The sequence below is a fragment of the Ramlibacter alkalitolerans genome, from assembly GCF_016722765.1.
GTDB classification, from domain to species: Bacteria; Pseudomonadota; Gammaproteobacteria; order Burkholderiales; family Burkholderiaceae_C; genus Ramlibacter; species Ramlibacter alkalitolerans.
In genome coordinates this window covers 338,249-361,989 of record NZ_JAEQND010000005.1, presented here as the reverse complement: position 1 = coordinate 361,989, position 23,741 = coordinate 338,249, and the positions used below count along the sequence as shown (strand labels likewise).

At 70.6% G+C, this 23,741-nt stretch carries 29 protein-coding genes; 12 read left to right on the top strand and 17 right to left on the bottom strand.

Going from position 1 to position 23,741, the window contains the following annotated elements:
* Positions 1–21: 21 nt before the first annotated feature.
* Positions 22–702, top strand: a complete 681-nt coding sequence (locus JI746_RS11100; protein ID WP_201689451.1) for a DUF4130 domain-containing protein — start codon at positions 22–24, stop codon at positions 700–702.
* Positions 695–1,315, top strand: coding sequence for a UdgX family uracil-DNA binding protein (locus JI746_RS11095; protein WP_201689450.1), 621 nt, complete (start codon positions 695–697; stop codon positions 1,313–1,315). The genes JI746_RS11100 and JI746_RS11095 overlap by 8 nt, the downstream gene beginning before the upstream one ends.
* Here JI746_RS11095 and JI746_RS11090 read toward each other — a convergent pair.
* Positions 1,211–1,624, bottom strand: a complete 414-nt coding sequence (locus JI746_RS11090) for a hypothetical protein (RefSeq protein ID WP_201689449.1) — start codon at positions 1,622–1,624, stop codon at positions 1,211–1,213. The genes JI746_RS11095 and JI746_RS11090 overlap by 105 nt on opposite strands.
* Before the next feature lie 283 nt (positions 1,625–1,907).
* Between JI746_RS11090 and minC the strand changes: the two genes are divergently transcribed.
* The 5 genes from minC (at position 1,908) to JI746_RS11065 (ending at position 4,654) form a co-directional block, all read left to right on the top strand.
* Positions 1,908–2,654, top strand: coding sequence for a septum site-determining protein MinC (gene minC / locus JI746_RS11085; protein ID WP_201689448.1), 747 nt, complete (start codon positions 1,908–1,910; stop codon positions 2,652–2,654).
* A 10-nt stretch (positions 2,655–2,664) separates the two neighbouring features.
* Positions 2,665–3,483, top strand: a complete 819-nt coding sequence (gene minD / locus JI746_RS11080) for a septum site-determining protein MinD (RefSeq protein ID WP_201689447.1) — start codon at positions 2,665–2,667, stop codon at positions 3,481–3,483.
* The gene (minE, locus tag JI746_RS11075) at positions 3,480–3,746 is read left to right on the top strand and encodes a cell division topological specificity factor MinE (protein ID WP_201689446.1); all 267 of its coding nucleotides are present in this window, start codon (positions 3,480–3,482) and stop codon (positions 3,744–3,746) included. The genes minD and minE overlap by 4 nt, the downstream gene beginning before the upstream one ends.
* Positions 3,747–3,805: 59 nt before the next feature.
* Complete coding sequence (locus JI746_RS11070) at positions 3,806–4,291, top strand: SRPBCC family protein (RefSeq protein ID WP_201689444.1); 486 nt, start codon at positions 3,806–3,808, stop codon at positions 4,289–4,291.
* 111 nt (positions 4,292–4,402) lie between these two features.
* Positions 4,403–4,654 carry a hypothetical protein gene (locus JI746_RS11065; RefSeq protein WP_201689442.1) on the top strand — a complete coding sequence of 84 codons (252 nt, stop codon included), beginning with the start codon at positions 4,403–4,405 and terminating at the stop codon, positions 4,652–4,654.
* A gap of 28 nt (positions 4,655–4,682) precedes the next feature.
* Here JI746_RS11065 and JI746_RS11060 read toward each other — a convergent pair whose 3' ends face one another.
* The 4 genes from JI746_RS11060 to JI746_RS11045 form a co-directional block, all read right to left on the bottom strand.
* Complete coding sequence (locus JI746_RS11060; RefSeq protein ID WP_236599746.1) at positions 4,683–4,940, bottom strand: hypothetical protein; 258 nt, start codon at positions 4,938–4,940, stop codon at positions 4,683–4,685.
* Positions 4,941–4,970: 30 nt separating this feature from the next.
* Positions 4,971–5,759, bottom strand: a complete 789-nt coding sequence (locus tag JI746_RS11055) for an SDR family NAD(P)-dependent oxidoreductase (protein WP_201689440.1) — start codon at positions 5,757–5,759, stop codon at positions 4,971–4,973.
* Between the two features lie 164 nt (positions 5,760–5,923).
* Positions 5,924–6,316: a VOC family protein gene (locus JI746_RS11050; protein WP_201689438.1), complete on the bottom strand. Its 393-nt coding sequence runs from the start codon at positions 6,314–6,316 to the stop codon at positions 5,924–5,926.
* A 126-nt stretch (positions 6,317–6,442) separates the two neighbouring features.
* Positions 6,443–7,027: an NnrU family protein gene (locus JI746_RS11045; protein ID WP_201689436.1), complete on the bottom strand. Its 585-nt coding sequence runs from the start codon at positions 7,025–7,027 to the stop codon at positions 6,443–6,445.
* A 456-nt stretch (positions 7,028–7,483) separates the two neighbouring features.
* Here JI746_RS11045 and JI746_RS11040 point away from each other — a divergent pair, with 456 nt between their 5' ends.
* Positions 7,484–7,672 (top strand): hypothetical protein, encoded by a 189-nt coding sequence (locus JI746_RS11040; RefSeq protein WP_201689434.1) that lies wholly within the window; start codon positions 7,484–7,486, stop codon positions 7,670–7,672.
* A 21-nt stretch (positions 7,673–7,693) separates the two neighbouring features.
* On the opposite strand, the gene JI746_RS11035 is transcribed toward JI746_RS11040, so the two are convergent.
* From JI746_RS11035 to JI746_RS11005, 7 genes are all read right to left on the bottom strand, one after another.
* Complete coding sequence (locus JI746_RS11035) at positions 7,694–7,906, bottom strand: hypothetical protein (protein WP_201689433.1); 213 nt, start codon at positions 7,904–7,906, stop codon at positions 7,694–7,696.
* Positions 7,907–7,910: 4 nt separating this feature from the next.
* A complete protein-coding gene (locus JI746_RS11030; RefSeq protein ID WP_201689432.1) occupies positions 7,911–8,081 on the bottom strand; it encodes a hypothetical protein in 171 nt (56 codons plus the stop codon).
* A gap of 36 nt (positions 8,082–8,117) precedes the next feature.
* Positions 8,118–8,363 (bottom strand): hypothetical protein, encoded by a 246-nt coding sequence (locus JI746_RS11025; protein WP_201689431.1) that lies wholly within the window; start codon positions 8,361–8,363, stop codon positions 8,118–8,120.
* A gap of 197 nt (positions 8,364–8,560) precedes the next feature.
* Entirely contained in the window at positions 8,561–8,791 is a 231-nt protein-coding gene (locus JI746_RS11020) for a hypothetical protein (protein WP_201689430.1), read from the bottom strand.
* A 75-nt stretch (positions 8,792–8,866) separates the two neighbouring features.
* Positions 8,867–10,387 (bottom strand): hybrid sensor histidine kinase/response regulator, encoded by a 1,521-nt coding sequence (locus JI746_RS11015; protein ID WP_201689429.1) that lies wholly within the window; start codon positions 10,385–10,387, stop codon positions 8,867–8,869.
* On the bottom strand, positions 10,387–11,871 hold the full coding sequence (locus JI746_RS11010) for an ATPase domain-containing protein (RefSeq protein WP_201689428.1): 1,485 nt from the start codon (positions 11,869–11,871) through the stop codon (positions 10,387–10,389). Before JI746_RS11010 ends, JI746_RS11015 begins: the two co-directional genes overlap by 1 nt.
* 136 nt (positions 11,872–12,007) lie before the next feature.
* The gene (locus JI746_RS11005; RefSeq protein ID WP_201689427.1) at positions 12,008–13,210 is read right to left on the bottom strand and encodes an arabinose transporter; all 1,203 of its coding nucleotides are present in this window, start codon (positions 13,208–13,210) and stop codon (positions 12,008–12,010) included.
* Positions 13,211–13,262: 52 nt separating this feature from the next.
* Here JI746_RS11005 and JI746_RS11000 point away from each other — a divergent pair, with 52 nt between their 5' ends.
* On the top strand, positions 13,263–14,150 hold the full coding sequence (locus tag JI746_RS11000) for a LysR family transcriptional regulator (RefSeq protein ID WP_201689425.1): 888 nt from the start codon (positions 13,263–13,265) through the stop codon (positions 14,148–14,150).
* Positions 14,151–14,207: 57 nt separating this feature from the next.
* On the opposite strand, the gene JI746_RS10995 is transcribed toward JI746_RS11000, so the two are convergent.
* Both JI746_RS10995 and JI746_RS10990 read right to left on the bottom strand, forming a co-directional pair.
* A complete protein-coding gene (locus JI746_RS10995) occupies positions 14,208–15,155 on the bottom strand; it encodes a Tim44 domain-containing protein (RefSeq protein ID WP_201689423.1) in 948 nt (315 codons plus the stop codon).
* 113 nt (positions 15,156–15,268) lie between these two features.
* Complete coding sequence (locus JI746_RS10990) at positions 15,269–16,366, bottom strand: J domain-containing protein (RefSeq protein WP_201689421.1); 1,098 nt, start codon at positions 16,364–16,366, stop codon at positions 15,269–15,271.
* A 167-nt stretch (positions 16,367–16,533) separates the two neighbouring features.
* On the opposite strand from JI746_RS10990, the gene JI746_RS10985 reads away from it, so the two are divergent.
* The 3 genes from JI746_RS10985 to JI746_RS10975 all read left to right on the top strand — a co-directional run bounded on the left by JI746_RS10985 (position 16,534) and on the right by JI746_RS10975 (position 18,330).
* Positions 16,534–16,935, top strand: coding sequence for a hypothetical protein (locus JI746_RS10985; protein ID WP_201689419.1), 402 nt, complete (start codon positions 16,534–16,536; stop codon positions 16,933–16,935).
* 161 nt (positions 16,936–17,096) lie between these two features.
* Entirely contained in the window at positions 17,097–17,717 is a 621-nt protein-coding gene (locus tag JI746_RS10980; RefSeq protein ID WP_201689417.1) for an MEDS domain-containing protein, read from the top strand.
* Between the two features lie 277 nt (positions 17,718–17,994).
* On the top strand, positions 17,995–18,330 hold the full coding sequence (locus tag JI746_RS10975; RefSeq protein ID WP_201689415.1) for a hypothetical protein: 336 nt from the start codon (positions 17,995–17,997) through the stop codon (positions 18,328–18,330).
* An 11-nt stretch (positions 18,331–18,341) separates the two neighbouring features.
* Here the strand turns inward: JI746_RS10975 and JI746_RS10970 are convergent, their stop codons facing one another.
* The 3 genes from JI746_RS10970 to JI746_RS10960 all read right to left on the bottom strand — a co-directional run bounded on the left by JI746_RS10970 (position 18,342) and on the right by JI746_RS10960 (position 23,734).
* Positions 18,342–19,775, bottom strand: a complete 1,434-nt coding sequence (locus JI746_RS10970; protein WP_201689413.1) for an aspartate aminotransferase family protein — start codon at positions 19,773–19,775, stop codon at positions 18,342–18,344.
* A 14-nt stretch (positions 19,776–19,789) separates the two neighbouring features.
* Positions 19,790–21,157, bottom strand: coding sequence for a glutamine synthetase family protein (locus JI746_RS10965; protein WP_201689545.1), 1,368 nt, complete (start codon positions 21,155–21,157; stop codon positions 19,790–19,792).
* A 117-nt stretch (positions 21,158–21,274) separates the two neighbouring features.
* Positions 21,275–23,734, bottom strand: coding sequence for an ATP-binding protein (locus tag JI746_RS10960; protein ID WP_201689411.1), 2,460 nt, complete (start codon positions 23,732–23,734; stop codon positions 21,275–21,277).
* Positions 23,735–23,741: the final 7 nt, after the last annotated feature.

The following is a 23,741-nucleotide window of genomic DNA, read 5'->3' as shown; positions in this document are numbered from 1 at the left end:
CGCATGCACACGGGTTCGGAAATGCAAGTCAAGCTGGCAGGGCAGACCGATCTCGCGGGCTTCCGTTCCGAAGCGAGGCAGCTGCTCGCGCACCAGGTCCCTCCCGAGGAGGTCCAGTGGGAGCTCGAGCCGCCCGGTGACCCCTTCACCGATCCGCAACTGCCGCAGGCGAGCCGGCCGCGCAACGTCGCCCGCGCCGCCACCGCGATCGTGCCGGCCTCCTTCACCCGGCTGTGCGAGTTCGTGGTGCTGCATCGCGACGTCGCGCGCTTCTCGCTGCTGTACCGGCTGCTGTGGCGGCTGGTGCACGAGCCCAACCTGCGCAACGACCCCCTCGACGCCGACATGCTGCAGGCCCAGCACATGGCACACGCGGTCCGGCGCGACATCCACAAGATGAAGGCCAACCTGCGCATGCACGCGATCCGCGACGGGCTGGACCAGCCGCTCGAGGTGGGCTGCTACGAGCCGGCCCACCACGTGATCGAGGCGGTGGCGCCTTGGCTTGCCAAGCGACTTGCGGCCGCGCGCTGGGCCCTCTTCACGCCGGAGCGCAGCGTGCGCTGCGAGGAGGGCCAGCTGCTGTTCGGCCCCGGGGTTCCCTCCGGGGAGCTGCCGGGCAACGACGCCGGCGAGGCGCAATGGCTGGACTGCTACGAGCGCGTGTTCGCACCGCACGACCGTTCCGCGGCGCATGCCTGAGCGAGCGCGACCGCCCGACCCGCAGATCAGGACGCTCGCCCAGCTCAAGGCCGCCACCATGGCGTGCCGCGAGTGCCCGATCGGCGAGATCGCCACCCAGTCGGTGATCGGCGAGGGGCTGCTCAAGCCCCGGCTGATGCTCGTGGGCGAGCAGCCCGGCGACCAGGAGGACCTGCAGGGCCATCCCTTCATCGGCCCGGCCGGCAAGCTGCTGGCCCGCGCCCTGGAAGCAGCACAGATCCCGCGCGAGCAGACCTTCGTCTCCAACGCCGTCAAGCACTTCAAGTTCGAGTTGCGCGGCAAGCGGCGCATCCACAAGAGCCCGACGCAGCGCGAGATCGCCGCCTGCCATCACTGGCTGGAAGACGAGATCGCGCTGGTCAGGCCCGCGGGCCTGGTGGCCCTGGGCGCGAGTGCGGCGCGCTCGCTGCTGGGGCGCGCCGTTCCGGTGCTGGCCAACCGCGGCCAGTGGCTGCCGCGGCCGGACGGCCTGGAAGTTCTGGTGACCCTACATCCGTCCGCGCTGCTCCGCGGTGATCCCGAGCAGCGAGAGCCGGCGTTCGAAGCGTTCGTCGCCGACCTGCGGCAGGCACAGCGGCTCTTCGGACGCTGAGGTGCGCGGAAGGTCGGCGCAGGCCACTGGCGGCAGCGGATTCATCTGCTGCTCGATCACCCAGGGACGGCGCAGGTTGCGGCCGGCGCCGTCGGAGCCTTGCAGGCCGATGCCGCCCTGCGGCGGCCCGGCCAGGGCGCCGAGCCCGGCCTGCGCCCCCGCCATCGCGGGGCGGCCCTGGAACACTGCAGTCGCATTGGCGCTCAGCTCGTGGTTCGGCGGCTGGCCATAGGCCTCGAAGGCCATCAGGGCCAGCAGCAGGACCACGGCGACGCCGAGCCAGTGGGAGGGGTGGTGCGGGGTCATCATGGGCAACTCCTGTCGCATGCAGCCAGTGTGGGCCTCGCCGGCCGCTGCCCCGACCCGCAGGGGACAACAGCAAGCGTAGGACGCCTCCCGCGCCGCAGGCGACCCACCGTCCCTCGTCATTCCCGCGAAGGCGGGAATCCAGGGCTCCCAAGGAGCGCGCTGCGCGCGCTTTCTGCGTCCCCTTCTGCGCGTCGATGACGCAACTGCGTACAACGCTCGTCGTCTCGCTACCGAAGCGTTACACCTCACTGCTAAACTGCGCGCGCTTTCACCGCCTCACCGAATGACCGTTGCCCTCGCAGGCCGCACGCCTGCCACGTTCGAGATCAAGAGCGCGAACCTCCCCCTCGTCGCGCTGCTGCTGAAGTCTTCCGACCTGCAATTGCTGGAGCAGGACCTGCAAGGCCGCTTCGGGGAGCAATCCGAGTTCTTCGACCACGACCCGATGGTGATCGACCTGGCGCCGGCGGGCGAAGGCGAGATCGACTTCGCACGGCTCGTGGGGCTGTTGAAGCGCTATCGGGTGATGCCGGTGGCCGTCAAGAGCGGAACCCCGAGCCAGATGCAAGCCGCGCTCGCAGCGGGGCTCGCGAGCGCACAGGACGCTGCCCTCACCCCGGCCCTCTCCCGCAGGGAGAGGGAGGAACAGCCGGCACCTGCGCAGCCGGTCGCGGTGCAGGCACCGCCAGCTTCCACCTCCGCCCTCGTCATCGACAAGCCCCTGCGTTCCGGCCAGCAGGTCTATGCGCGCGGGCGCGACGTCGTGGTGCTGGCGATGGTCAATGCCGGCGCCGAGGTCATCGCCGACGGCCACATCCATGTCTATGCACCGCTGCGCGGCAAGGCGATCGCCGGCGCGCGCGGCGATGCCGAAGCCCGCATCCTGACGCTGTGCCTGGAGCCCGAACTGGTCTCCATCGCCGGCGTGTACCGCACCAGCGAACACCCGCTGCCCGACACCCTGCGCGGCAAGCCGGCCCAGATCCGCCTCGAGGGCGAGAAGCTGGTCATGCTGCCGCTGAACCCGTAAAGGAGCCTCCATGGCAAGGATCATCGTCGTCACTTCCGGCAAGGGCGGGGTGGGCAAGACCACCACCAGCGCCAGCTTCGCGAGCGGCCTCGCCCTGCGCGGGCACAAGACGGCCGTCATCGACTTCGACGTCGGCCTGCGCAACCTCGACCTGATCATGGGCTGCGAGCGCCGCGTGGTCTACGACTTCGTCAACGTGATCCACGGCGAGGCCACCCTCAACCAGGCGCTGATCAAGGACAAGCACAACGACAACCTGTCGGTGCTGGCCGCCAGCCAGACCCGCGACAAGGAGGCCCTGAGCAAGGAGGGCGTCGAGAAGGTGCTGCACGACCTGGCCGGCATGGGCTTCGACTACATCGTCTGCGATTCGCCCGCCGGCATCGAGACCGGCGCCCTGATGGCCATGCACTTCGCCGACGAGGCCCTGGTGGTGACCAACCCGGAGGTCTCCTCGGTGCGCGACTCCGACCGCATCCTGGGCATGCTGGCGAGCAAGACGAAGCGCGCCATCGAGGGCAAGGAGCCGATCAAGGAACACCTGCTGATCACGCGCTACAACCCGAACCGCGTGGACGCCGGCCACATGCTGTCGCTGGAGGACATCCAGGACATCCTGCGCATCCCGCTGATCGGCGTGATCCCCGAATCCGAATCGGTGCTGCAGGCGAGCAACCAGGGCACGCCCGCCGTGCACCTCAAGGGCACCGACGTGAGTGAAGCCTACCTCGACGTCGTCTCGCGCTTCCTCGGCGAAGACCGGCCGCTGCGCTTCGTCGACCCGGAGAAGGCCGGATTCCTCAAGCGCCTGTTCGGGAGGAAGGCATGAGCCTGCTGAGCTTCCTGCTCGGGGAGAAGAAACGCACGGCCAGCGTGGCCAAGGAGCGGCTGCAGATCATCCTGGCGCACGAGCGCAGCGGCCGCAATCCCGGCGGCTCGCCCGACTACCTGCCGGCGCTGCAGCGCGACCTGGTGGCCGTGATCAGCAAGTACGTGAAGATCGATGCGGCGCACCTGAAGGTCAACGTGGAGCGCCAGGACAACCTGGAAGTGCTCGAAGTGAAGATCGAGCTGCCGGATGTCACACGTTGATGCCGCTTACATGATTGTCAGGCTTGACAGGCAATGGCCTGTCAAGAGATAAAGCACGGATGAGCAGTCAGGTCGTCGTCAGCGTCACACATCGCTATTGCGCCCCTGCCGACCGGGTGTTCGATGCGTGGCTCACCCCCTGGCAGGCTTCCCGTTTCCTTTTCCGCAGCCGCGCCGGCACCGTGATGCAGTGCGAACTGCAGCCCGAGGTCGGCGGCGCCTTCACCGTCATCGAGCGGCGCAACGCCGCCGAGGGCGACGAAAGCGTCTTCAACGTGGTCCACAGCGGCCGCTACATCGAGATCACCCGGCCGCGCCGGCTGGTGTTCGACCTGAGCGTGCTGGCCTTCTCCGACGAGAGCACGCGCGTCACGGTGGACATCGCCCCGAGCACGCCGCAAACGTGCGAAATCACCGTGAGGCACGAACTCGGCGCCAGCCGCCATGCCTTCGCGATCGAGGAAAGCACGCGGCGCGAATGGACCAACATGCTCAAGTTCCTCGAACGCGAGCTGTTCCCGCGCCGCATCGGCGTGCACCTCTGAGACTTTCGCAGCACTGACACCCGGCTTTACGTCGCAGGACTGTTGCCGGGGGACTGCATTGTCAACGTAGGGGCTTCGCGGCCGTTGAGGGAGTGAGGAGAATGCCTCGCCATGCCCATCGCAACCGCCACGGATCCTTTTGCCACCGGCAGCGTCGTCGCCGCGAAACTCGCGCGTGAAACGCTGGAGGCCTTCGATCCCGTGCTGCGTCCGCTTCTCACCGGGCAGCAGTTCTTCGTGAAACTGGCCGACGGCCGCTGGCATCCCCAGGGCTGCCAGCTCGGGCTGCGCCAGTGCTTCGACTTCTGCGAACTGCTCGCGCCCGTCGCCCGGGGCAGCGCCCCCCGCGCGGAGCAGGGCTAGAAGCCCCGCCGCGCAGGGTCGCGGCGCCTCACATCCCCTTCTTGGTCTGGCCGCGCGCCGAATGCATCGGCGGCTGCTGGCTGGTGGTTCCCTGCGTCGTGCCGCGGCGCATCTTCACCTGGTTGTTGCCGATGTGGTCCTCGCGGTCATGGCGGCTCTCGGGCGTGCGCTGACCCTCGTTGACCTGCGAGGCCTGGCCCTTCCCGAGCTTGTTGGTGTCGTTCTGCGCCTTGCCCGAATGGCCGGTCTGCTTGTCCTGCTCCGAGGGGTGGTACTTGTGGCTCATGCTGTCCTCCTTGTCCTGAACCTGTTTCGACTAAGACTGTCCCTTGGGCTCGGCGAGGCGGCGGTGCATCTGGGCCACCGCCTGCGCCGGCATCACCTTGCTGATCGCGACTTCCAGCTTGTTCTTCAGGCCCGCGACCACGTCGGCCTCGCCCTTGAGCATGGCCGCGAATCCCAGGCGCGCGACCTGCGCCGGGTCGGCCTTGCGGCCCTGGCCCACCCGCGTGTCGCTCATGTCGGCGCGCTCGAAGAACTCGGTGTCGGTCGGCCCCGGCATCAGGCAGCTGATGGTCACCTCGGTGCCCTTGAGCTCGTTGCGCAGGGCCAGCGCGAACGAATCGATGAAGGCCTTGGTGCCGTTGTAGACGGCCTGGAAGCTCCCGGGCATGAAGCCCGCCACCGAGCCGGTGATCAGGATGCGGCCGCGCGCCCGCGCCACCATGCCGCGGGCGATGTGCTGCACCAGGTGCACGGTGCCGACGATGTTGGTGTTGATCACGTGCAGCACTTCGTCGAAGTCCTGCGCCAGGAAGGAGCCGCCGAGCCCGTGGCCGGCGTTGGCCATCAGGGCATCGACCTCGCGCTCGCCGATGGCCGTGATCAGGTGCAGCACGCCCTCGGTGCTGGCCAGGTCGCCCTGCACCGCCTGCACGTTCGCGCCCAGCGCCTCGAATTCCCGCACCGCGTCGGCCAGCGGCGTGTCGGCCGCCACGACGAGGTCATAGCCATGCTGGGCAGCGAGGCGGGCCAGGTGGTAGCCGATGCCGGACGAAGCCCCCGTCACCACGGCCAGCGGCCGCTCCGCCTTCGGTTCATCCATACGTTTCTTCCTCCGTGGATGAACCCATTCTGCGAACGCCGCCAGCGCCCCCTTGTCGGACAGGTCCGGGCCCGGGCGTGGTGCTTTCTAGGGGATCGCCGATGCCTCAGCAGTTTTGCGCCCTCTCCCGCTTGCGGGATAGGGCCGGGGTGAGGGTCCCCGTTTCACTGCGCCACGAAGAACACCGCCTCGATCTTGTTCCCATCCAGGTCACGCGCGAAAGCCGCGTAATAGTTGTCGGCGTATTCGCGCCGCAGCCCCGGCTTGCCTTCGTCCTGGCCGCCCATCTCGAGCGCTTTCGCGTGGAAGGCCTGCACCTCCTCCACCGAGTGGGCGCGGAAGCACACGTGCACGCCGTTGCCGGGTGCCGCGTCGGCTCCGTCATGGGGAAAGCCGACCCAGAACTCCGGCGCGCTGCGGCCGTAGCCGGAACCGTCCTCGGTGTCTTCCAGGCACTCGATCTGCAGCGTGGCCAGCACCGCGTCGTAGAAGGCCTTGGCGCGCGGAAAGTCGTTGGTGCCGATGGAGACGTGCGCGAGCGCGGGAAGATGCTGCATGGGTGAACTCTGATGCGGGTGACCCCCGATGGTAGAGGTTTGCGCCGGCAGCGCCACCCGGGTCGACGAACTGCAGGCGAAGACGCAGCGCGGGCCGAGGCAGGCGCTCCTCCTGCGCGCTGGGCCTTACACCCCCATCGGGCTCACCCCGATCAGCGCCCGGTGCAGCCAGAACGCGAACACCGCCCAGGCCACGGCGCCCGCCACGACGGCAACGGCCGTGCGCGGGACGCTGCCGGCGGGATACACCGTGCCCTGCGCGCGATCCCGCTGGCGCGCGGCCCGGAAGTCCAGCACCGCCCACAGGAGGAAGGATCCGAACAGCACCAGGTCGGCGAGCGTGTTGTTGGCCAGCAGGTGCGCCACTGCCCAGACCTTCACGCCGAGGATCATCGGGTGGTGCAGCTTCGCCTTGAGCTGGTTGCCCGGAACGTAGGCCGCGGCCACGAGCACGAAGGCGAGCAGCGTCAGCAGCGCGGCGAGGTGGCGCGTCCACACCGGCGGCTGGCTCCACATCACGACCGGGCTCTGCCGCGCCAGGCCGTAGCCGACCACGACCAGCACGAAGCCGGCGATCGACACCAGCGAGTACACGCCCTTGAACGGCTTGTCGCCGACGCTGGCGATCATGGCCGCGCGCCAGCCCTCGGCGAAGATGCGCGCGGAATGGGCGCCGAGAAACAGCACCAGTCCCGCCACCAGCGTGAGCATCGGATCCCCTCCGTTCGTTCGTGAAGGGGCGCAATGTACGCCAAGCGCGCCAGGACTCAAGCCCCCCTTGCGCCGCCCTGCCTGCGGTTCCCCGGACTTGGTATTGAAGGTATTTCCTGAAAGGTAGTGGTAGTAGATAAGGACCGCACCGATCTGTGGACAACCGCACTTTTGCCTTGTGGCCACAGGCACCTGCGGATGCTCGACCCCTGTGGGCAGCCGTGCGTCGGAGCTGTCCTACAAACTTGGACAACCTGGCCGGCGCGGCCGCCGATGTGGATAAGGTCCAGGTTGTGCCGGAACGCTCCACAGGCTTTCGGCGTGAAAAAAAAGTTGGCGCCCCGCGCGATGTGGCGGATCGCCCACGCGGCGCGCCGGCGTGCTTGCGCTGGCCTTGCGTGCGCTGTCCTAATGCGGCCAACGAGGGATCACACCCGCGAGGGAGGAGGGCGCAGGATGAACGAGATCGTCGAGGACCAGGAGGACCGCACGCGCGGCTTCGTGCCGCCGGAGCCGCGGGGGCTGGGCGTGCGCTGGATCGTGCTGGGGGTGGCGGTGGTGCTCGCCGTCGTGTTCGTGGTGACGAAGCTGGTGCCGGCCGCGCACGGCCCGCAGGCCGCGCCTGCGGCCCAGGCGGCGAAGTAGCCCCGGGGGGAGCCCCGAGGGCTAGCAGCCGTCGCGGCAGCGGTATTGCTGCGCGCCGGCGAACTTGAAGGCCACCAGGCGCGACCGCGGCATGTGGCGGCCGCAGTGGAAGCAGCTCATGGTGGCGCCGTAGGCGCCCGGGAAGGCCGTGCCGACCGACTTGGATTCGTAGCGCAGCCCCCCGGAGCGGATCCGGGTCTTGACGTCGTCCTTCACCGGTGTGCGCGGGGGCATCGCCTCACTCCTGCGGCTGCTGGGGCGCTGCGCCTTCGGCCGGCGGGGCGGGCGAGGCGGGGTCGTTCTCGTTGGCGTCGCCGGGCGAGGCCTTCTTCAGGGCCTTTTCCTCTTTCTTGCGCTTCTTGGCCAGCTCGCGCTGCCGCTTCTCGAAACCGTAGTTGGGTTTGGCCATCGTGCAGTCCTCCTTGTCGGCTGGTTGCGCTCAGTATCAGGCGGGGCGGACGGCTCCGCGCGTGCCGACGATCCACTGCAGGCCTTCGGCCAGGGCATAGTCCGCCGCCGTGACGGCATCGCGGAACAGCCGGGTGAGGCGCAGCACGCGGTCCGTGGTCTGCTGGCCGCGGCCGGAGCGGATCGACACGGAACAGGCGTACCAGCCGTTGTCCAGGAGCCGGATGATGGGCGATACGAGGTATTTGCCGACCGTCACGGGGTCGTGATGCCTGGGTGCCATGAGTCTCCTTGTCCTTCTGCGAAAACCGCGCGGCGACGCGCCAGCGCGGTGCGACACGCCAAGAAGATCAACGGTGCGGGATTCGACAACGACTCGCCGGCAGCGGCGGGAAGGGAAGAGGCCTGGTTGACGTCTTGATCACGTCGGGCAGGCCCATGGTACCTCATTGGGAGGCGCATCCCGTTGCGGGTATGCCCTCAGCATTCGGGCATGCCGCTCAGGCTCTCGATCGCCAGTTTCGCCTCGTGGATCGCGCCGGCGGCCTTGCGCTTGTTGGGCGCGCAGCGCTTGCCGCGGGCGGTGAGCGAATCCTGGCCGCGCATCAGTTCCTTGTCGCCCAGCCAGACGCTGTAGCTGCCCCGCTCGCTGGCGGAGATGTCGTAGGTGAGGCAGAGTCCCGAGCTGCGGGTGTAGCGTGTGTGGACCATGGTCCCACCTTGCTCTGCCTGCAAGGCCGGCGGCGTGGGAAAAAGGCCCGGCCGCGTGCAGTCCGCGCGAGCGTCTCAGGCCGAATCTTCGCCGCACGCCGCGGTCTGCGCGCGCGGCGCCGACAGGCAGGCCAGCAAGTCCGCGATCGCCAGCGGCTTGACGAAGTGGAAGTCGAAGCCGGCATCGGCCGCCAGCGCCTTGTCGGCGTACTGGCCCCAGCCGGTGAGCGCGACCAGCAGCGGCCGGCGGTCCGCGAGCAGGCGCCGGATCTCGCGTGCGGCTTCATAGCCGTTCATGACGGGCATGCCGATGTCCATCACCACCGCGTCCACGGCTTCGCGGCACACGTGCTGCACGGCCGCCGCGCCGTCGTGGACCACCGCCACCTGCAAGCCCGCCAGGCTCAGCACCGTTTCCAGCGTGGTGGCGGCGTCGACGTTGTCGTCCACCACCAGCACCTTCTGCAGCCGCGGCTGCGACTGCGCCTGCGGCCCGGGCTCCGCCGCGGGCGCCGGCCGGACCACGATCGGCAGCGACACGGTGAATTCGCTGCCGTGGCCCAGGCCTGCACTGTGCGCGCGCACGTTGCCGCCGTGCAGTTCGGCGAAGGCGCGCGTCAGGTGCAGGCCCAGCCCGAGCCCGGTCGAGGGCTCCCCCGGCAGGCGCGACTGCCGGAACATGGCGAAGATCGCGTCCAGTTCCTCCCGCGCGATGCCGCGGCCGTTGTCGCTCACCGCGAACTCCGCCACCTCGCCCTGCGTGCGCACGCGCAGCCGGATCTCGCCCCCGGGGGCGGTGAACTTGGCGGCATTCACCAGCAGGTTGGCCACGCTCTGCACCAGGCGGACGTGGTCCCCCAGCAGCACCTCGGGCTCCGGCTGCTCCACCACGAGGCGGTGCGAGCGCGCGGTCAGGGCGTCGGTGGCGATCTCCACTGCGTGCTGCACCACGTCGGCCGTGCTGGTGTGCGCGCGCCGCAGTTCGAGCTTGCCGCTGTTGATGCGCGCCACGTCGAGCAGGTCGTCGACCAGCCGCGTGAGGTGACTGAGCTGGCGGTCCACGATCGACAGCAGCTTGCCGGTTTCCGGTGCCGGATAGCGCCGGCGCAGCACCTCGGCGACGTTGCGGATCGGCGCCAGCGGATTGCGCAGTTCGTGCGCCAGCGTGGCGAGCATCTGGTCCTTGCGCTCGTTGAGGGCGCGCACCTCGTACTGGCGGTGGCGCCCGCGCAAGGCGGAGCGGGCGGCGCTGACCAGCGTCATGGTGCGCACCGGCCGCTCCAGCAGCGTCACGTTGCCCAGCCGCTCGAACACCAGCCGCAGTTCGGGCGATTCGGCGCTGCGCCGCGTCATCAGCAGGATGGGGAGGTCCGACCAGGCGGGCTGCGCGGCGACGTGCTGCGTCAGCGCATCCAGCACGCCGTCGGCGAGCACTTCCTCGACCAGCAGCAGGGCGCCTATGCCTTCGGCCAGCCGCGCGTGCAGTTCCCCGCCATCGGCGGCCACGGCCGCGGCAATCCCGGCCGAGGCCAGCACGCGGCACGCCGTCGCGCCCTCGCGCGGCGAGCCGGTGAAGACCAGGACCGTTTCGTCCATCAGGGCGCGCCGGCAGGGTGTGGTTCCACCGGCACCGGCACCCCGCTCAGCACGCCGCGGTAGCCGCTGAGGATCTCGCCCACGTGGATGCCGGCGGAGGTGAGCGAAAAATCGCGGATCGTGCGCTCGTGGCCGCTGCCGCGCTTCTTGAAGACGGAGATGGCCTGCCGCACCTGGCCCGCGAGCTCGAAGTAGCGCAGCATCAGGACGTTGTCGGCCACGTAGCTGGCGTCCAGTGCGCTGCTCATGTTGCCCCCCAGCATGCCCTGCTGCACGGCCACCAGCAGCGTCACCACCTTGTGCTGCGCCAGGTAGGTCAGCAGCTCGTGCAGGTACATGGAAAGGAAGCGCTCCTCCGGCACCGCGTTCAGGTAGCCGTTGAGGCTGTCGATCACCACCACCTTCACGCCGCTGGCGACGGCGGCTGCCACCGCCGCCGAGAACTGGCCTGGCGACAGCTCCGCCGGGTCGACCTGCTGCATCGTCAGCAGGCCGCCGGCGAGCGCGTCGCGCAGGGGCTGCTGGATGCCGTCGGCGCGGTGCAGCACGCTGCTGGCCGTCTCCTCGAACAGGAACATCGCCGCCCGATCGCCGTGCGTGGTGGCCGCCGCCGCGATCTGCGCCGCCAGGGACGACTTGCCCGACCCCGGCGGGCCCACGATCAGCGTGCTGGTGCCCTCCTCGATGCCGCCACCCAGCAGCGAGTCGAGCTGCGGCAGGCCGGTGGTGCGCTGCTCGCGGGCCTGGATGCTGCGCGTGTCGGCAGCCACGAGCCGCGGATGGACCACCATGCCGCCGCGCACCAGGTTGTAGTCGTGCAGGCCGCCGACCACGTCGCGCCCGCGGTGCTTCACGATGCGCAGGCGGCGCCGCTCGGTGCCGTAGTCCTTCACCGTGTGTTCGAGCTGGATCACCCCATGCGCGATGCTGCGCACCTGCAGGTCGCCGGCCGCGGAGGCGGTGCGGTCGTCCAGCAGCATCACCGTGCAGTGGCGGTGCGAGAAGAACTTCTTGAGCGCCAGCACCTGGCGCCGGTAGCGCAGCGGCGTGTCCGCCAGCAGCTGCAGCTCGGACAGCGAGTCCAGCACGACGCGCGAGGGCTTGCGGTCCTCGACCACCTGCAGGATGGTGCGCAGGGTGTCCGCCATCTCCACTTCCGAGGCGTGGAACATGGGCCGGTCGCTGGCACCGAGCAGGTCCTCGTCGGGCAGCACCTCGTGCACGTGGATGCCGCTGATGTCCCAGCCGTGGGAAGCGGCCACGGCGGTGAGTTCGTCGCGCGTCTCGGCCAGGCTGATGTAGACGACGTTCTCGCCGGCCCGCGCGCCCTCGAGCAGGAACTGCAGGCCGGTGGTCGTCTTGCCGGCGCCGGGCTCGCCCTCGATCAGGTAGATGCGGTGCGGCGTGAGGCCGCCGCCCAGGATGCCGTCCAGCCCGGGGACACCCGTCGACCGCAACGAGCCGTCGGCTGCGGCTTCATCCATGGCAGACCCTCCATCCGGATTCGCTCAAACCTTCGGCCCGGCAGGTGAAAGCGGCGCAATGAACCATCCTAGCAAAGGGGCGCGCTCTGCGGTGGCGCGCCGCCCGGCCATTCCGGCCGGCTGCCGCGGGCCTGCCTCAGCCGCGCTGGCGCAGGATCAGCGCCGCGACGAGTGCCGCACCCAGCGCGCCCACCGCCCCGCCGAGGAACACCGCATCGAGACCGGCGACGCGGGCCAGCCAGCCGTTGAGCGGCGGCGCGATGCCCATCGTGATGTCCTGGAACAGCACATACGCGCCCATCGCCGCGCCCCGGCTTTGCGGCGGCGAGCGCTTCACCGCTTCGACACCGAAGCCCTGGAAGCCGATGCCGTAGCCGGCGCCGGTGAGCGCGGCGCCCAGCCACGCCAGCGCCGGGTGCGGCGCGGCCCAGATCAACGCCAGGCCCACGGCCTCGGCCAGCACGCAGTACAGCGCCACGCGGGCGCCGCCGACCACGTCGGGCAGGTGCCCCACCAGCAGCCGGGCCGCGATGAAGCCCGCGCCCATGCTGGTGAGCGCGAAGGCGCCGCCCTCCCAGCCGCGCTGCACGAACAGCAGCACGGCGAAGGTGTTGATCATCGCGTAGCCGACGCAGCACAGGGTCAGGCCCAGCCCAGGCAGCTTGAGCGCGTTGAGCACGTCGAAGAAGGGCAGCCGCGCGTGCAGGCTGGGCGGCGCGGCCGCGATGAAGCTGGTGCCGGCCAGGCCGACCAGCCCGGCGGCCAGCACCGCGCAGGCGACGCCGGCAAGGCCGAACTGCGCGTTCAGCGCCGTGCCGATCGGCGCCCCGATCGCCAGCCCGCCGAACAGCGCCACGCCGATCCAGCCGAACACCTTGCCCGCGTGCATGGTGCCGACGCGCGCCAGGGCCCAGGCCATGGTGCCCGTGACGAGGAAGCTCTCGGCGATCCCGGTCAGCAGCCGCCCGACCATCAGCAGGCCGAGCGACAGCGCGGGCGACGACAGCGCGAGCGGCGCCGAAGCCAGGTACAGCAGGCCCACCGCGCAGGCGGTTGCCAGCCCGCACAGCGCCGCCCGCCGCGGCCCGCGTGCATCCGACAGACCGCCGGCCCACATCCGCCCGAACAGCGAGGATGCGTACTGGCATCCCATCACCACGCCCACCATCACCGTGCCCTGCCCCAGCACGTCGTGCACGTGCCGTGGCAGCACCGGCAGCGCCATCCCCATGGCCAGGAAGCCGTCGAACACCGACAGCATGAAGGGCAGCAGGGGCAGGAAGACGGACCAGAGCGAGCGCTGGGCGAGGGAAGCGGAGGGCTGCGGGTTCACCGTCATGTGCGCAGCATAGTGGAGCTGCGGGTCGGCCCTCCGCGGCACACTCCCCCCCATGTCCACGCCCCTCAACTACCGCCACCTGCACTACTTCTGGGTCGTCGCGAAGGAAGGCGGCATGGCGCGCGCGGCGCAGCGGCTGGACATGGCGGTGCAGACGGTGAGCGCGCAGGTGCGCGCGCTGGAGCAGTCGCTGGGATATTCCCTGTTCAAGCCGTCCGGCCGCGGCATCGTGCTGACCGAGGCCGGCGTGGCGGCGATGGCGCTCGCCGACCAGATCTTCCAGCTCGGCGAACAGGTGCCCGCCGCCGTGCGCGACGCCGCCACCGGCCAGGGGCTGCGGCTGGCCGTGGGCATCTCCGACGGCCTGCCCAAGCTGGTGGTGCGGCACCTGCTGCAGCCGGCGCTGGAGGATGCGCGCGTGCGCCTGCTGTGCCACGAGGACGAATTCGATCGCCTGCTGGCGGACCTCGCGCTGCACCGGCTCGACGCGGTGCTGTCGGACCGGCCGGCGCCGCCCAATCCCAACCTGCGCCTGTACGGCCATGCACTGGGCGAGGCGCCGATGGCCTGGTACGCGCCGGCCGAGGTCTCAAGGAAGTGCCGGCAGCCCTTCCCCGCCTGCCTCGGCGAGCTGCCGGTGCTGCTGCCCACGCACCATGCCGCCGTGCGCGCGCGGCTGGACCAGTGGTTCGAGCGCCAGGGCCTGCGCCCGCACATCGCCGGCGAGTTCGAGGACAGCGCCCTGCTCGCCGCCTTCGGCCGCAGCGGCATGGGCGCCTTCCCTGCTTCGCGCTGGTCGCAGGAGGAACTGCTGCAGGACAAGCGCATGCGCCTGCTCGGCGAAACCCCGGAGGTGGTGGAGCACTTCCACCTGATCTCGGCGGAGCGGCGCATCCATCACCCGCTGGTGCTGCAGCTGGTGGAAGCGTCGAAGCACTGATCCCTCTCCCTCTCCCCCTGGGAGAGGGCCGGGGTGAGGGCTGCCCCCGGCCTTTACCTACCCCTCCTGCTGGATCCCGGCGATCACCCATCCGCCCATGCCGCTCTTCGGCTTGGTCAGGTGCCACACCTCGTGCAGGTCTTCCGGCATCGCCGCCGCCTCTTCCCGCACGCTGCCGGTGAAGCGCACGCTCACGACGTAGCGCGCGTCCTCCTCGGCGACGTCGAGCACCTGCGCGTTCAGGCCGAACACCTCGGTCTTCTGCGGCGCGTCGCCGCGACCGGCGATCTCCGCGCGAGCTTCGTCGAACAGCTCCGGCGACAGGTAGTCGCGCAGGCGCTCCAGGTCCCTGGCGTCGTTGGCCGCCTGCAGCGCCATGAACTGGTCGCGCGCATTGCGTTCGAACGCAGCGACGTCGAAGCCCGCCGGGATGTGGCCCGTCGCACCCGCGCCGGCGAGGGGCTGGCCCGTGCCACCGAGGCGCGAGCCGATGACCGATGCGCCACCGGCGGGCATGGCAGGCCGCGCGTCACGGAAGGCGGCGTCCTGCGGCTGCTGGCGCAGCAGGCCACCCGAACCGCCGGCGCCGGCCAGCGCCCCGCCCTGGCTCGCGGCGCGCTTGCGCAGCACCAGGCCGATCACGAACAGCACCGCCATCGCGAGCAGCGCCATCGTGAGCATGTTGGCCAGGGCTTCGCCGAAGCCGAAGTGCGAGGCCAGCGCCGCGATGCCCAATCCTGCCGCGAGACCGGCGACCGGCCCCATCCAGCTGCGCTTGGCCGTGGCCGCAGCGGCGCCGGGAACGGCAGCGGCCGCGGGGACGCCGGCGGCCGGGGCGGCCGTTCCGGGGCTGCCAGCGGCACCGCTGTTGTGGGCCGGCGCGGTCACGCTTTGCCGCTGCATCCCGGCGGACTTGCCGCCGCCCAGGCGCCGGGCCTCGGCGTCGAGGCCCAGCGTCAGTCCCAGGGTGAGGACGACAGCGAACAGGGCGAGGGTCTTTCTCATGGGGTCTCCTATGCGGAACAGTCAGGCGACCCAGGGTAGTGCCGCGAGGCCCCAGGAAAAAGCAGCGGTCTGCTGCAGGTTGCTCAGAAAAAACCGAACCTAAGCGTGCGCGCTCAGAACGGCAGGTCGAGATCGTCCTCGGCCAGCCGCGCCCGCTGGCGCTTGAGCCAGCGCCTGGTCGCCGCCACGTCGGCGAACAGGCGTACATCCTTTTCCAGGCGGGCCAGCTCCCCGCGCCAGGCGCGCCGGGTGCGTTCCAGCTCGTCGCCCAGCCGGCGCGGGTCCCGATGCATGAAGGGCGGCACGTTGAATTCGACGCTCCAGGCGACCTGGGCGTCCTCGATCTCCTGCCTGAGTTCGGCCAGCTGCTCCGCCAGCACCTTGTTGTAGTGCTTGAGTCGCGCCTCGCTCGCGCCGGCGACGTGGTTCGCATCGATCTGCTCGATGCGCAACTGCAGTTCCAGCAGCGCCAGCAGGTCGCCGGCGGCGTAGGCCTGGTTCACCTGCTGCATCAGCTCGGTCTTGGCGGCGCGCTCGCCTTCGTCGGTCTCGCGGTCCGGGTGCAGCGAACTGGCCAGCTTGCGGTAGATCTCGCGCACCGACTGCGTGGCCTGCTGCGCCTCGGCGTCGCGCCTCTGCTGCGCCGCGCTCTTCTTGCGCGCCGGCTTCGATGCGCGCCGGGCTTCCTCGGCCGCGTCGCGTTCCTCCATGGCCTTGCGCACGCGTGCGCGCAGCGCGTCCTCGTCCTCGATCCCCTCGTCGTCGCCGAGGTCGAGGCCGGTCATTTCCTCGGCGAAGTCCTTCATGGCGAGGGTGATCTCGCGCTGCTCCGTCGCGAAGTCCACCTCCGAGTGCTTGTCGAACAGGGCCTTGATCGTGTCGTCGTCCTCGCCCGCGCCGAGCATGGCCGAGGCGGTCTCGCAGATCAGGTCGCGCAGCGTGGCGCGCTCGGTCCGGGTCCAGCCGGGCCCGTCGCACAGGGCGTCCAGGGCGGACAGCCACTGCCGCGAGCTCGCCTGCAGTTCGCGCCGCAGCGGCGCCAGCATCTCCCCGTGCGCCTGGCGGTACAGCGGGATGTTCTCGTTCCAGCTCGCCAGCGTCGCCCGCGCCTGCTCGATCTGGCGGATCAGGGTGTTGAAGCGTTTCTGCTGCGGGCCCAGGGCGGCACCGGTGCTGGCGGGTGCGATGTGAAGGGTGGGAAGGCGGGACATGCTGCGATGCGGCGGGGAAACGTCATTGTGGTGCAGCCCCCGGACCGACTGCCAGGGGACGGGCGGCGGCGCGGCAGGCCCGATGCTTGCGTGTCCCTTGCGACACACCAGGCCGGCGGCGCGCATGCGCGGCCGGGGACCGAGGCACGACAACGAGCGAGGCGCACATGTGGACCAGGACAGCGGCGGCGGAAAGGAACGCATCGGATGCGCTGCGCATCCACGACCCGGTCGACGACGCCTACGACGCCTGGAAGGCGGCCGATGCAGCCGCGCGCGCCACCGAGCGCGCGGTGGGCGAAGCCTGGCTGCGCCACGACCGCGGCGAGGGCACCCCGCCCGCCAGGGACCAGCTGCGCGAGCTGGCCTACCTGCGCCAGATCGCCATCGAGAAGCTGAAGCATGCGATCGTCCTGCTGCATGACGCAGGCCATATCCAGCCAGCCGGCCTGACGGCAGGGCGGACCAGGGCGGCCCGCCCGCGCCCGGCTGCCCCAGCGGGAGGGCACCCGCCGGCCGAACATCCTGGCGCCTCCGTCCTACAGGGCCCCGCCTGCGGCGCGAGTTAGGCTCACCGCAGGCGGCAGGAAGCACCCACGGTGCGACGCCAACGCCGCCGATCGGCCTTTCGACTCGCCCGGAAGCCGCATCACCCCCGAGGCGAGCCAGCCGGTCTTCCCGGACCGCCCGCCCCCGAACCTCCCGACCCCGGAGCAAGCGACAGGCCCTGATGGCCCCCGATTTCCACACTTGCCGGCACACCGTCCTTTTCTATCGGGACGCGGGTGCGGTGCGTGCGAGCGTCACGGGCTACGTCGAGGCTGCCCTGCGCGCGGGCCACCCGGCGCTGGTGATCGCCAGGCCGGAACTGGCGCACGATCTCACCATCGAGCTGCACCGCTGCCATGTCCATGGAAGACCCTTCGGGCCGGACCGCGGCGAACTGCTGGTGCTGGATGCGGAGGCCACCCTCGACAGCCTGTGCCTGGCCGGCCGTCCCGACGAGGCCCGCTTCCGTGAGGTCGTGGGCGCGGCCCTCGCCAGCCTGGCCACGGGTCACAAGCGCGTGGCAGCCTATGGCGAGATGGTCGGCGTGCTGTGCGAGCGCGGCCGGTACGCCGATGCCGTCCACCTGGAAAGCCTGTGGAACGCGCTGCTCGCCGAAAGTGATGCGTCACTCTTCTGCGGCTATCCGCGCCATCTGTTCCAGCCACCGGAAGCGCGCGGCTTCTACGAGCAGATCCGCGCCGCGCATGCCGAGACGCTGGACGACGAGGATGGCGCCGGGCCCACGGGCACGTACCCCTCCCGCGCCGGCGCTCGCGCGTGCGCCAGCTCCGCGCGAGAGTAAGCGGCCGGCGGATCGCCGCGCTGTCCGATTGGGGTTAATCACCCAGACCGGGTTCCCCATTTCCCCAGACTTTCCCCGCCAAGGCCGCGGAAACCGGCGCGAAAGCCACCGGCCCAGGCAGGCCCGATGCTTGCATGAGCTCTTGCAACAGATCAGCCAGCGGCGCGTGAAGTGCCTGCGGGCAACCCGTTGCACAGGCCCCGGTTCATTCCGGGGTCTTGCAGGGGCAGATGGCTCACCGGCATCTGCCCCACCTTTCACCGAGATCGGACCTGGCATGAGAATGGCAAAAGTGTGGAGCAGCGCGCAGCGGGCGCGGCCGGAAGGGTCCGACGAGATCCGTGTCGTGGACCCGATCGACGACGCCTACGACGCGTGGAAGGCGGCCGATGCCGCCGCCCGCCTGATCGAACGCGACGTGCACGACACCTGGGCGCGCTACGAGCGCGGGGTGAGCGCAGGGCCTTCGCCGTCCCTGCTGCGCGAGGCGGCGTGCCTGCGCCACGAGGCGCGCGAGCGGCTGCGGCACGCGGTGCGGCTGCTGCACGCTGCCGGCTGCATCCAGCCGGCCGGGCCGGCCCGGGTGAAGCTGGAAGCCCGGCAGGCCGCCTGAAGCCTATCGATTCAGGACAGCCACCCCGCCGCACGCGCTTCCGCCAGCGTGCGGTCCAGCGCCTGCCGGACCAGGGCGAACATCTCGTCGATCTGCCCGCGCGTGATCACCAGCGGCGGCGCCACGATCATGCGGTCGCCCACGGCCCGCATCACCAGCCCGTTGTCGAAGCAGTGCCGGCGGCACACCATGCCGATCGCGATCTCCGGCGCGAAGGCCTCGCGCAGGGGCACGTTGCGGCATAGCTGCACGGCGGCCATCAGGCCGCAGCTCTGCACCTCGCCCACCATCGGGTGCTCCATCAGTGTTGCGAGTTGCTGCGCGAGATAGGGGCCGGTGTCCTCGCGCACGCGCGCCACCAGGTCCTCGCGCTCGATCAGGTCCAGGTTCGCCAGGCCGACGGCGCAGGCCACCGGGTGGCCCGAATACGTGTAGCCGTGCTCGAACTCGCCGCCCTGCTCGATCAGCAGCCGGGCGACGCGCTCGCCCACCATCACGCCGCCCAGCGGCACATAGCCGCTGGTCACGCCCTTGGCGAAGGTGAGGAGGTCCGGCTTCGTGCCGAAGGTCTCGCAGCCCCACCACTGGCCGGTGCGCCCGAAGCCGCAGACGACTTCGTCGCTCACCAGCAGGATGCCGTGGCGGTCGCAGATGCGCTGGATCTCGGGCCAGTAGGTCGAAGGCGGCACGATCACGCCGCCGGCACCCTGCACCGGCTCGCCGATGAAGGCGGCGACGTTCCCGGCGCCGACTTCGGCGATCTTGTCCTCCAGCCAGCGGGCCGCCAGCAGGCCGAAGGCCTCGCGGTCCAGCCCCTGCGCGGCCCCGTGGCGATGGGCCCAGTAATGCGGCTGGTCGATGTGCACGATGCCCGGAATGGGCAGGCCGCCCTGCGCATGCATGGCGCTCATGCCGCCGAGCGACGCGGCGGCCATCGTCGAGCCGTGGTACGCATTCAGGCGCGAGATGATCACCTTGCGCTGCGGCTGCCCCATCAGGTCCCAGTAGCGGCGCACCAGCCGGATCACGGTGTCGTTCGCCTCCGAGCCGGAGCCGCAGAAGAAGGCGTGGCGGAACGACTCCGGTGTCCGCGCCGCGAGCCGCTCGGCCAGCGCGGTGGCCGCCGGCGTGGTGGTCTGGAAGAAGGCGTTGTAGTAGGGCAGCGTGCGCATCTGCTGCGTCGCCGCCTCGATCAGGGACTCCTGTCCGTAACCCACGTTGACGCACCACAGGCCCGACATCGCGTCGAGGATGCGCTGGCCCTCGCTGTCCCACACGTACACGCCTTCGCCGCGCGTGATCACGCGCACGCCCTTGCTGGCCAGCGCCTGGTGGTCGGTGAACGGATGCAGGAAGTGCGAGGCATCGGCGGCCTGCCACTCGCGGGTGGTGCGGCCGGCGAAGGGCGGCGCGCCGATGCGGGCCGGGGGCGGATTGGCGGTCATGGCGGCTCCTGCGGTCAGACGTGCAGCAGCAGGTGCTCGCGCTCCCAGGGCGAGATCACCCGCATGAATTCCTCGTGCTCGAGGTCCTTGATTTCGGTGTAGACGGTCACGAACTCCTTGCCCAGGACCTCCGCCAGGTCCGGTGCGGCGCGCAGCAGCGACACGGCTTCGCCCAGGCTGCGCGGCAGCTCGAAAGCGCTCTGGTAGGCGTTGCCCTTGCACTCCGGCGTGGGTTCGATGCGCTGCTCGATCCCCAGGTAGCCGCAGGCCAGCGTGGCCGCCAGGGCGACGTAGGGGTTGGCATCGGCGCCGATCACCCGGTTCTCCACCCGACGCGCCTGCGGCGTCGAGACCGGCGAGCGGATGCCCACCGTGCGGTTGTCCACGCCCCACTGGATGTTGATCGGGGCGGCGGTGAAGCGGGCGAGCCGCCGGTAGCTGTTCACGTACGGCGCGAACAGCGCCATCGCGGCGGGAATGTACTTCTGCAGCCCGCCGATGTACCAGTAGAACTCCTTGCTGGGCGTGCCGTCCTCGTTGCTGAACAGGTTGCGCTCGTCCTCCTTGCCCACCAGGCTCTGGTGCACGTGCATCGCGCTGCCCGGTTCGCCGGCGACCGGCTTGGCCATGAAGGTGGCGTACATGTCGTGCCGCAGCGCCGCCTCGCGCACCGTGCGCTTGAACAGGAAGACTTCGTCGGCGAGCGCGAGCGGCGCGGCGTGGAAGAAGTTGATCTCCATCTGCCCGGCGCCGACCTCGTGGATCAGCGTGTCCACGTTCAGCTCCATCTTGTCGCAGTAGTCGTAGACGTCCTCGAACAGCGGGTCGAACTCGTTGACGGCGTCGATGGAGTAGGCCTGGCGCGAGGTTTCGGCGCGGCCGCTGCGCCCGATGGGCGCCTTCAGGGGCTGGTCGGGGTCGGTGTTGCGGGCGACCAGGTAGAACTCCAGTTCCGGCGCCACGACCGGCACCCAGCCCTTGCGGTCGAACAGCTCGCAGACGCGCCGCAGCACCGCGCGCGGCGCGAAGGGGACGAGGCGACCGTTGCGGTCGTAGCAGTCGTGGATCACCTGCGCCGTCGGGTCCGCGGCCCAGGGGACGATGCGCACCGTCGAAGGGTCGGCCACCAGGTGCATGTCGGCGTCGTTCTGGCTCACCACGTCGAAGTACGGCCCTTCGCTGGGGTACTCCCCGGTGACGCTCATCGCCACCACGACTTCGGGCAGCCGCATGCCGCGGTCCTCGGTGAACTTCTCGCGCGGCAGGATCTTGCCGCGGGCGACGCCCGTGAGGTCCGGCACGAGGCACTCGATCTCGGTGACGCGGCGCTCGTTGAGCCATCGGTCGAGCTCGGCGAACTGGAACTGCCGGCGGTCCTGCATGGTCGGGGTGGGGGGGATCCGGGGAGGGACGGGCATGGCGCGGTCGGGGGGCACGAAGCCATGCTAGCCCGGCGGCCCGGCGGCGGGTTGCGGGTAAACGCGGCTGGCGGCCGGGCCTCAGCCCGCGGTGTCCAGGGAAACCCCGGCCGTGGCCGCGTCGAACTGCGCACCCGCCGCAGCTCCCGCGATGAGGCCGCGCAGCTGCAACAGCTCGCCGCTGCGCGCCATGGTCTCCCGCAGGGCGGCCACCTGCTCGGGCAGGTCGGCGGCCTGCGGCTCGGCCTCCAGCCGTGCTGCCTGCTCGCAGATCGCGCACAGGCCGAGCATGCCGGCCGTCCCGCGGATGTGGTGGGCCTCGCGCCGCACATCCTCGGCGGTGGCGGCCGGCTCCAGCATGCGCGCGCAGGCCGGGCCGAAGCTGTCGAGGCCGCGCTGCAGCAGGGAGGCGAGGTGGTCCTGGTCGGCCATGCCGCCGAGCGCCGACAGGGTCGATGCATCGATCAGCACGGCCGGCGCGCACTGCGGCTGCGCGGGCGCCGCCGCCTGCGACTGCGCGCCTGCGCTCCGCTGCGGCCGCCCGGAACGCCCCCTGGCGTGCTGCGCCAGCACTTCGGCCAGCTGCGTCCAGTCGAAGGGCTTCATCAGGCAATGGTTCATGCCCGCCGCCAGGTATTGCTCGCGTTCGCGCGCCATCACGTTGGCCGTCAGGCCGAGGATGGGGACGGACGCCACCGGCCCGGACAGCCGGCGGATGCGGCGCGTGGCCTCCACGCCGTCCATCACCGGCATCTGCACGTCCATGAGCACCAGGTCGAAGTCACCGGACTGGACCTGCTCCAGGGCTTGCGCGCCGTTGGCCGCGAAGACCAGCGTGTGCCCCTGGCGCTCCAGCCCCACCTGCAGGATGCGCCGGTTGGTCTCGACGTCCTCGGCGACGAGGATGTGCAAGGGCTCCGGCACGGGCGGGTCCACCTTGCCGTCGACTGCCGGCGCCAGGAAGGGCCCGACCTGCACCGGCAGCTCGAAGTGGAAGACGCTGCCGACGCCGGGGGTGCTTTCGGCGCCGATGCGGCCGCCCATGAGTTCCACCAGCCGCTTGCTGATGGCCAGGCCCAGGCCGCTGCCGCCGTAGCGCCGCGAGATCGAGCTGTCGGCCTGGATGAAGGGCGCGAACAGGGCTTCCAGTTGCGCGGGCTCGATGCCGACGCCGGTATCGCGCACCTCGAAACGCAGCCATGCCGAGTCCGGCGCGTCACCCGGCATCCGCTCGATGCGGACATGCACTTCGCCGCCGTTCGTGAACTTGATCCCGTTGCCGATCAGGTTCACCAGGACCTGCCGGGTTCGCAGGGGGTCGCCGATCAGCTTGGACGGGAAGGGCGACGCGAGCTCGATCTCCAGCTCGATGCCGCGCTCCGCCGCCAGCGGATGCATCATCGAGCGCACGCTCTCCACCAGGCCGGGGACTTCGAATTCGGAGCGCTCCAGGTCCAGGCGGCCGCTCTCGATGCGCGAGAAGTCGAGGATGTCGTTGACGACGCACAGCAGGTGCCGCCCCGAATTCCGCATCGTCGTCACGTAGCCGTGCTGCCGCGGCGTCAGGTCCTCGGCGCCGAGCAGGTCCACCATGCCGAGCACGCCGGTCATCGGCGTGCGGATCTCGTGGCTCATGGCCGCGAGGAATTCGCTGCGGGCCTGGGCGGCGCTGTGCGCGCGCTGCATCAGCACCTTCTGCTTTTCGTGCAGGACAGCCAGCGGCACGCTGGACAGCAGCAGGGCCGCCAGGTAGAGCTGCACCGTTTCGAGGCGCTCCTCCATGCTGCTGCCCAGGGGTGCCAGCAGCGTGAACGCGCCGTGCCCCTGGAGCGTCTCGATCACCGCGGACACGGTGGTGAGCAGCAGGCCGATCGTCGCCCCCAGCAGCCCGAAATACCACGTCAGCACGAACATCAGCGGGAAGGTGAGGAAGATCGCCGCCTGGTGGGCGCGCTCGTGGACCAGCAGGGCGCAGACCAGCGCTCCGGCCAGCAGGATCGCCGTGCGCCGGCGGGTCAGGTGCTGCAGGAAGGCTTCGCGCAGGGCAGTCTCCGTCCAGCCCACCAGGCTCACGCCGCCCACCAGCAGCCCCAGCGTGGAGGCCAGGTACCTGTCCTGGAACACGGCAGCGAAGGACGGCGAACCGATCCCGGCGCCGAGGAGGGCACCGCCAGCCGCGCTGAGCACCGGCACCAGCGCGAAGACGGCCGCCATGCGCGCGAAGCGCGTGCCCTCCAGCAGCGGGCCCGGCATGTCGGCGAACCGCTGCATCAGCCACGCGACCAGCCCGATCTCGATGGCATGGCAGCCCGCGTAGAGCAGCGCGGGTGCCTCGCCGAACAGCGCGAGGGCCAGGGCGTCCACGCCATAGATGGCCGGCAGCAGCACGGCCCAGGTGCGGCGAGGATGCCGCAGCAGCGCGACCACGCCCACGGCGTTGGCGTACCACAGGGGCGTGGAACTGCCGAAGGCCATGAGGAGCGCCGCCGCCAGGACGAAAGTGGCCAGGCAGACGGCGACCAGGTTGCGGGCGGGGGGCAATCGCGTC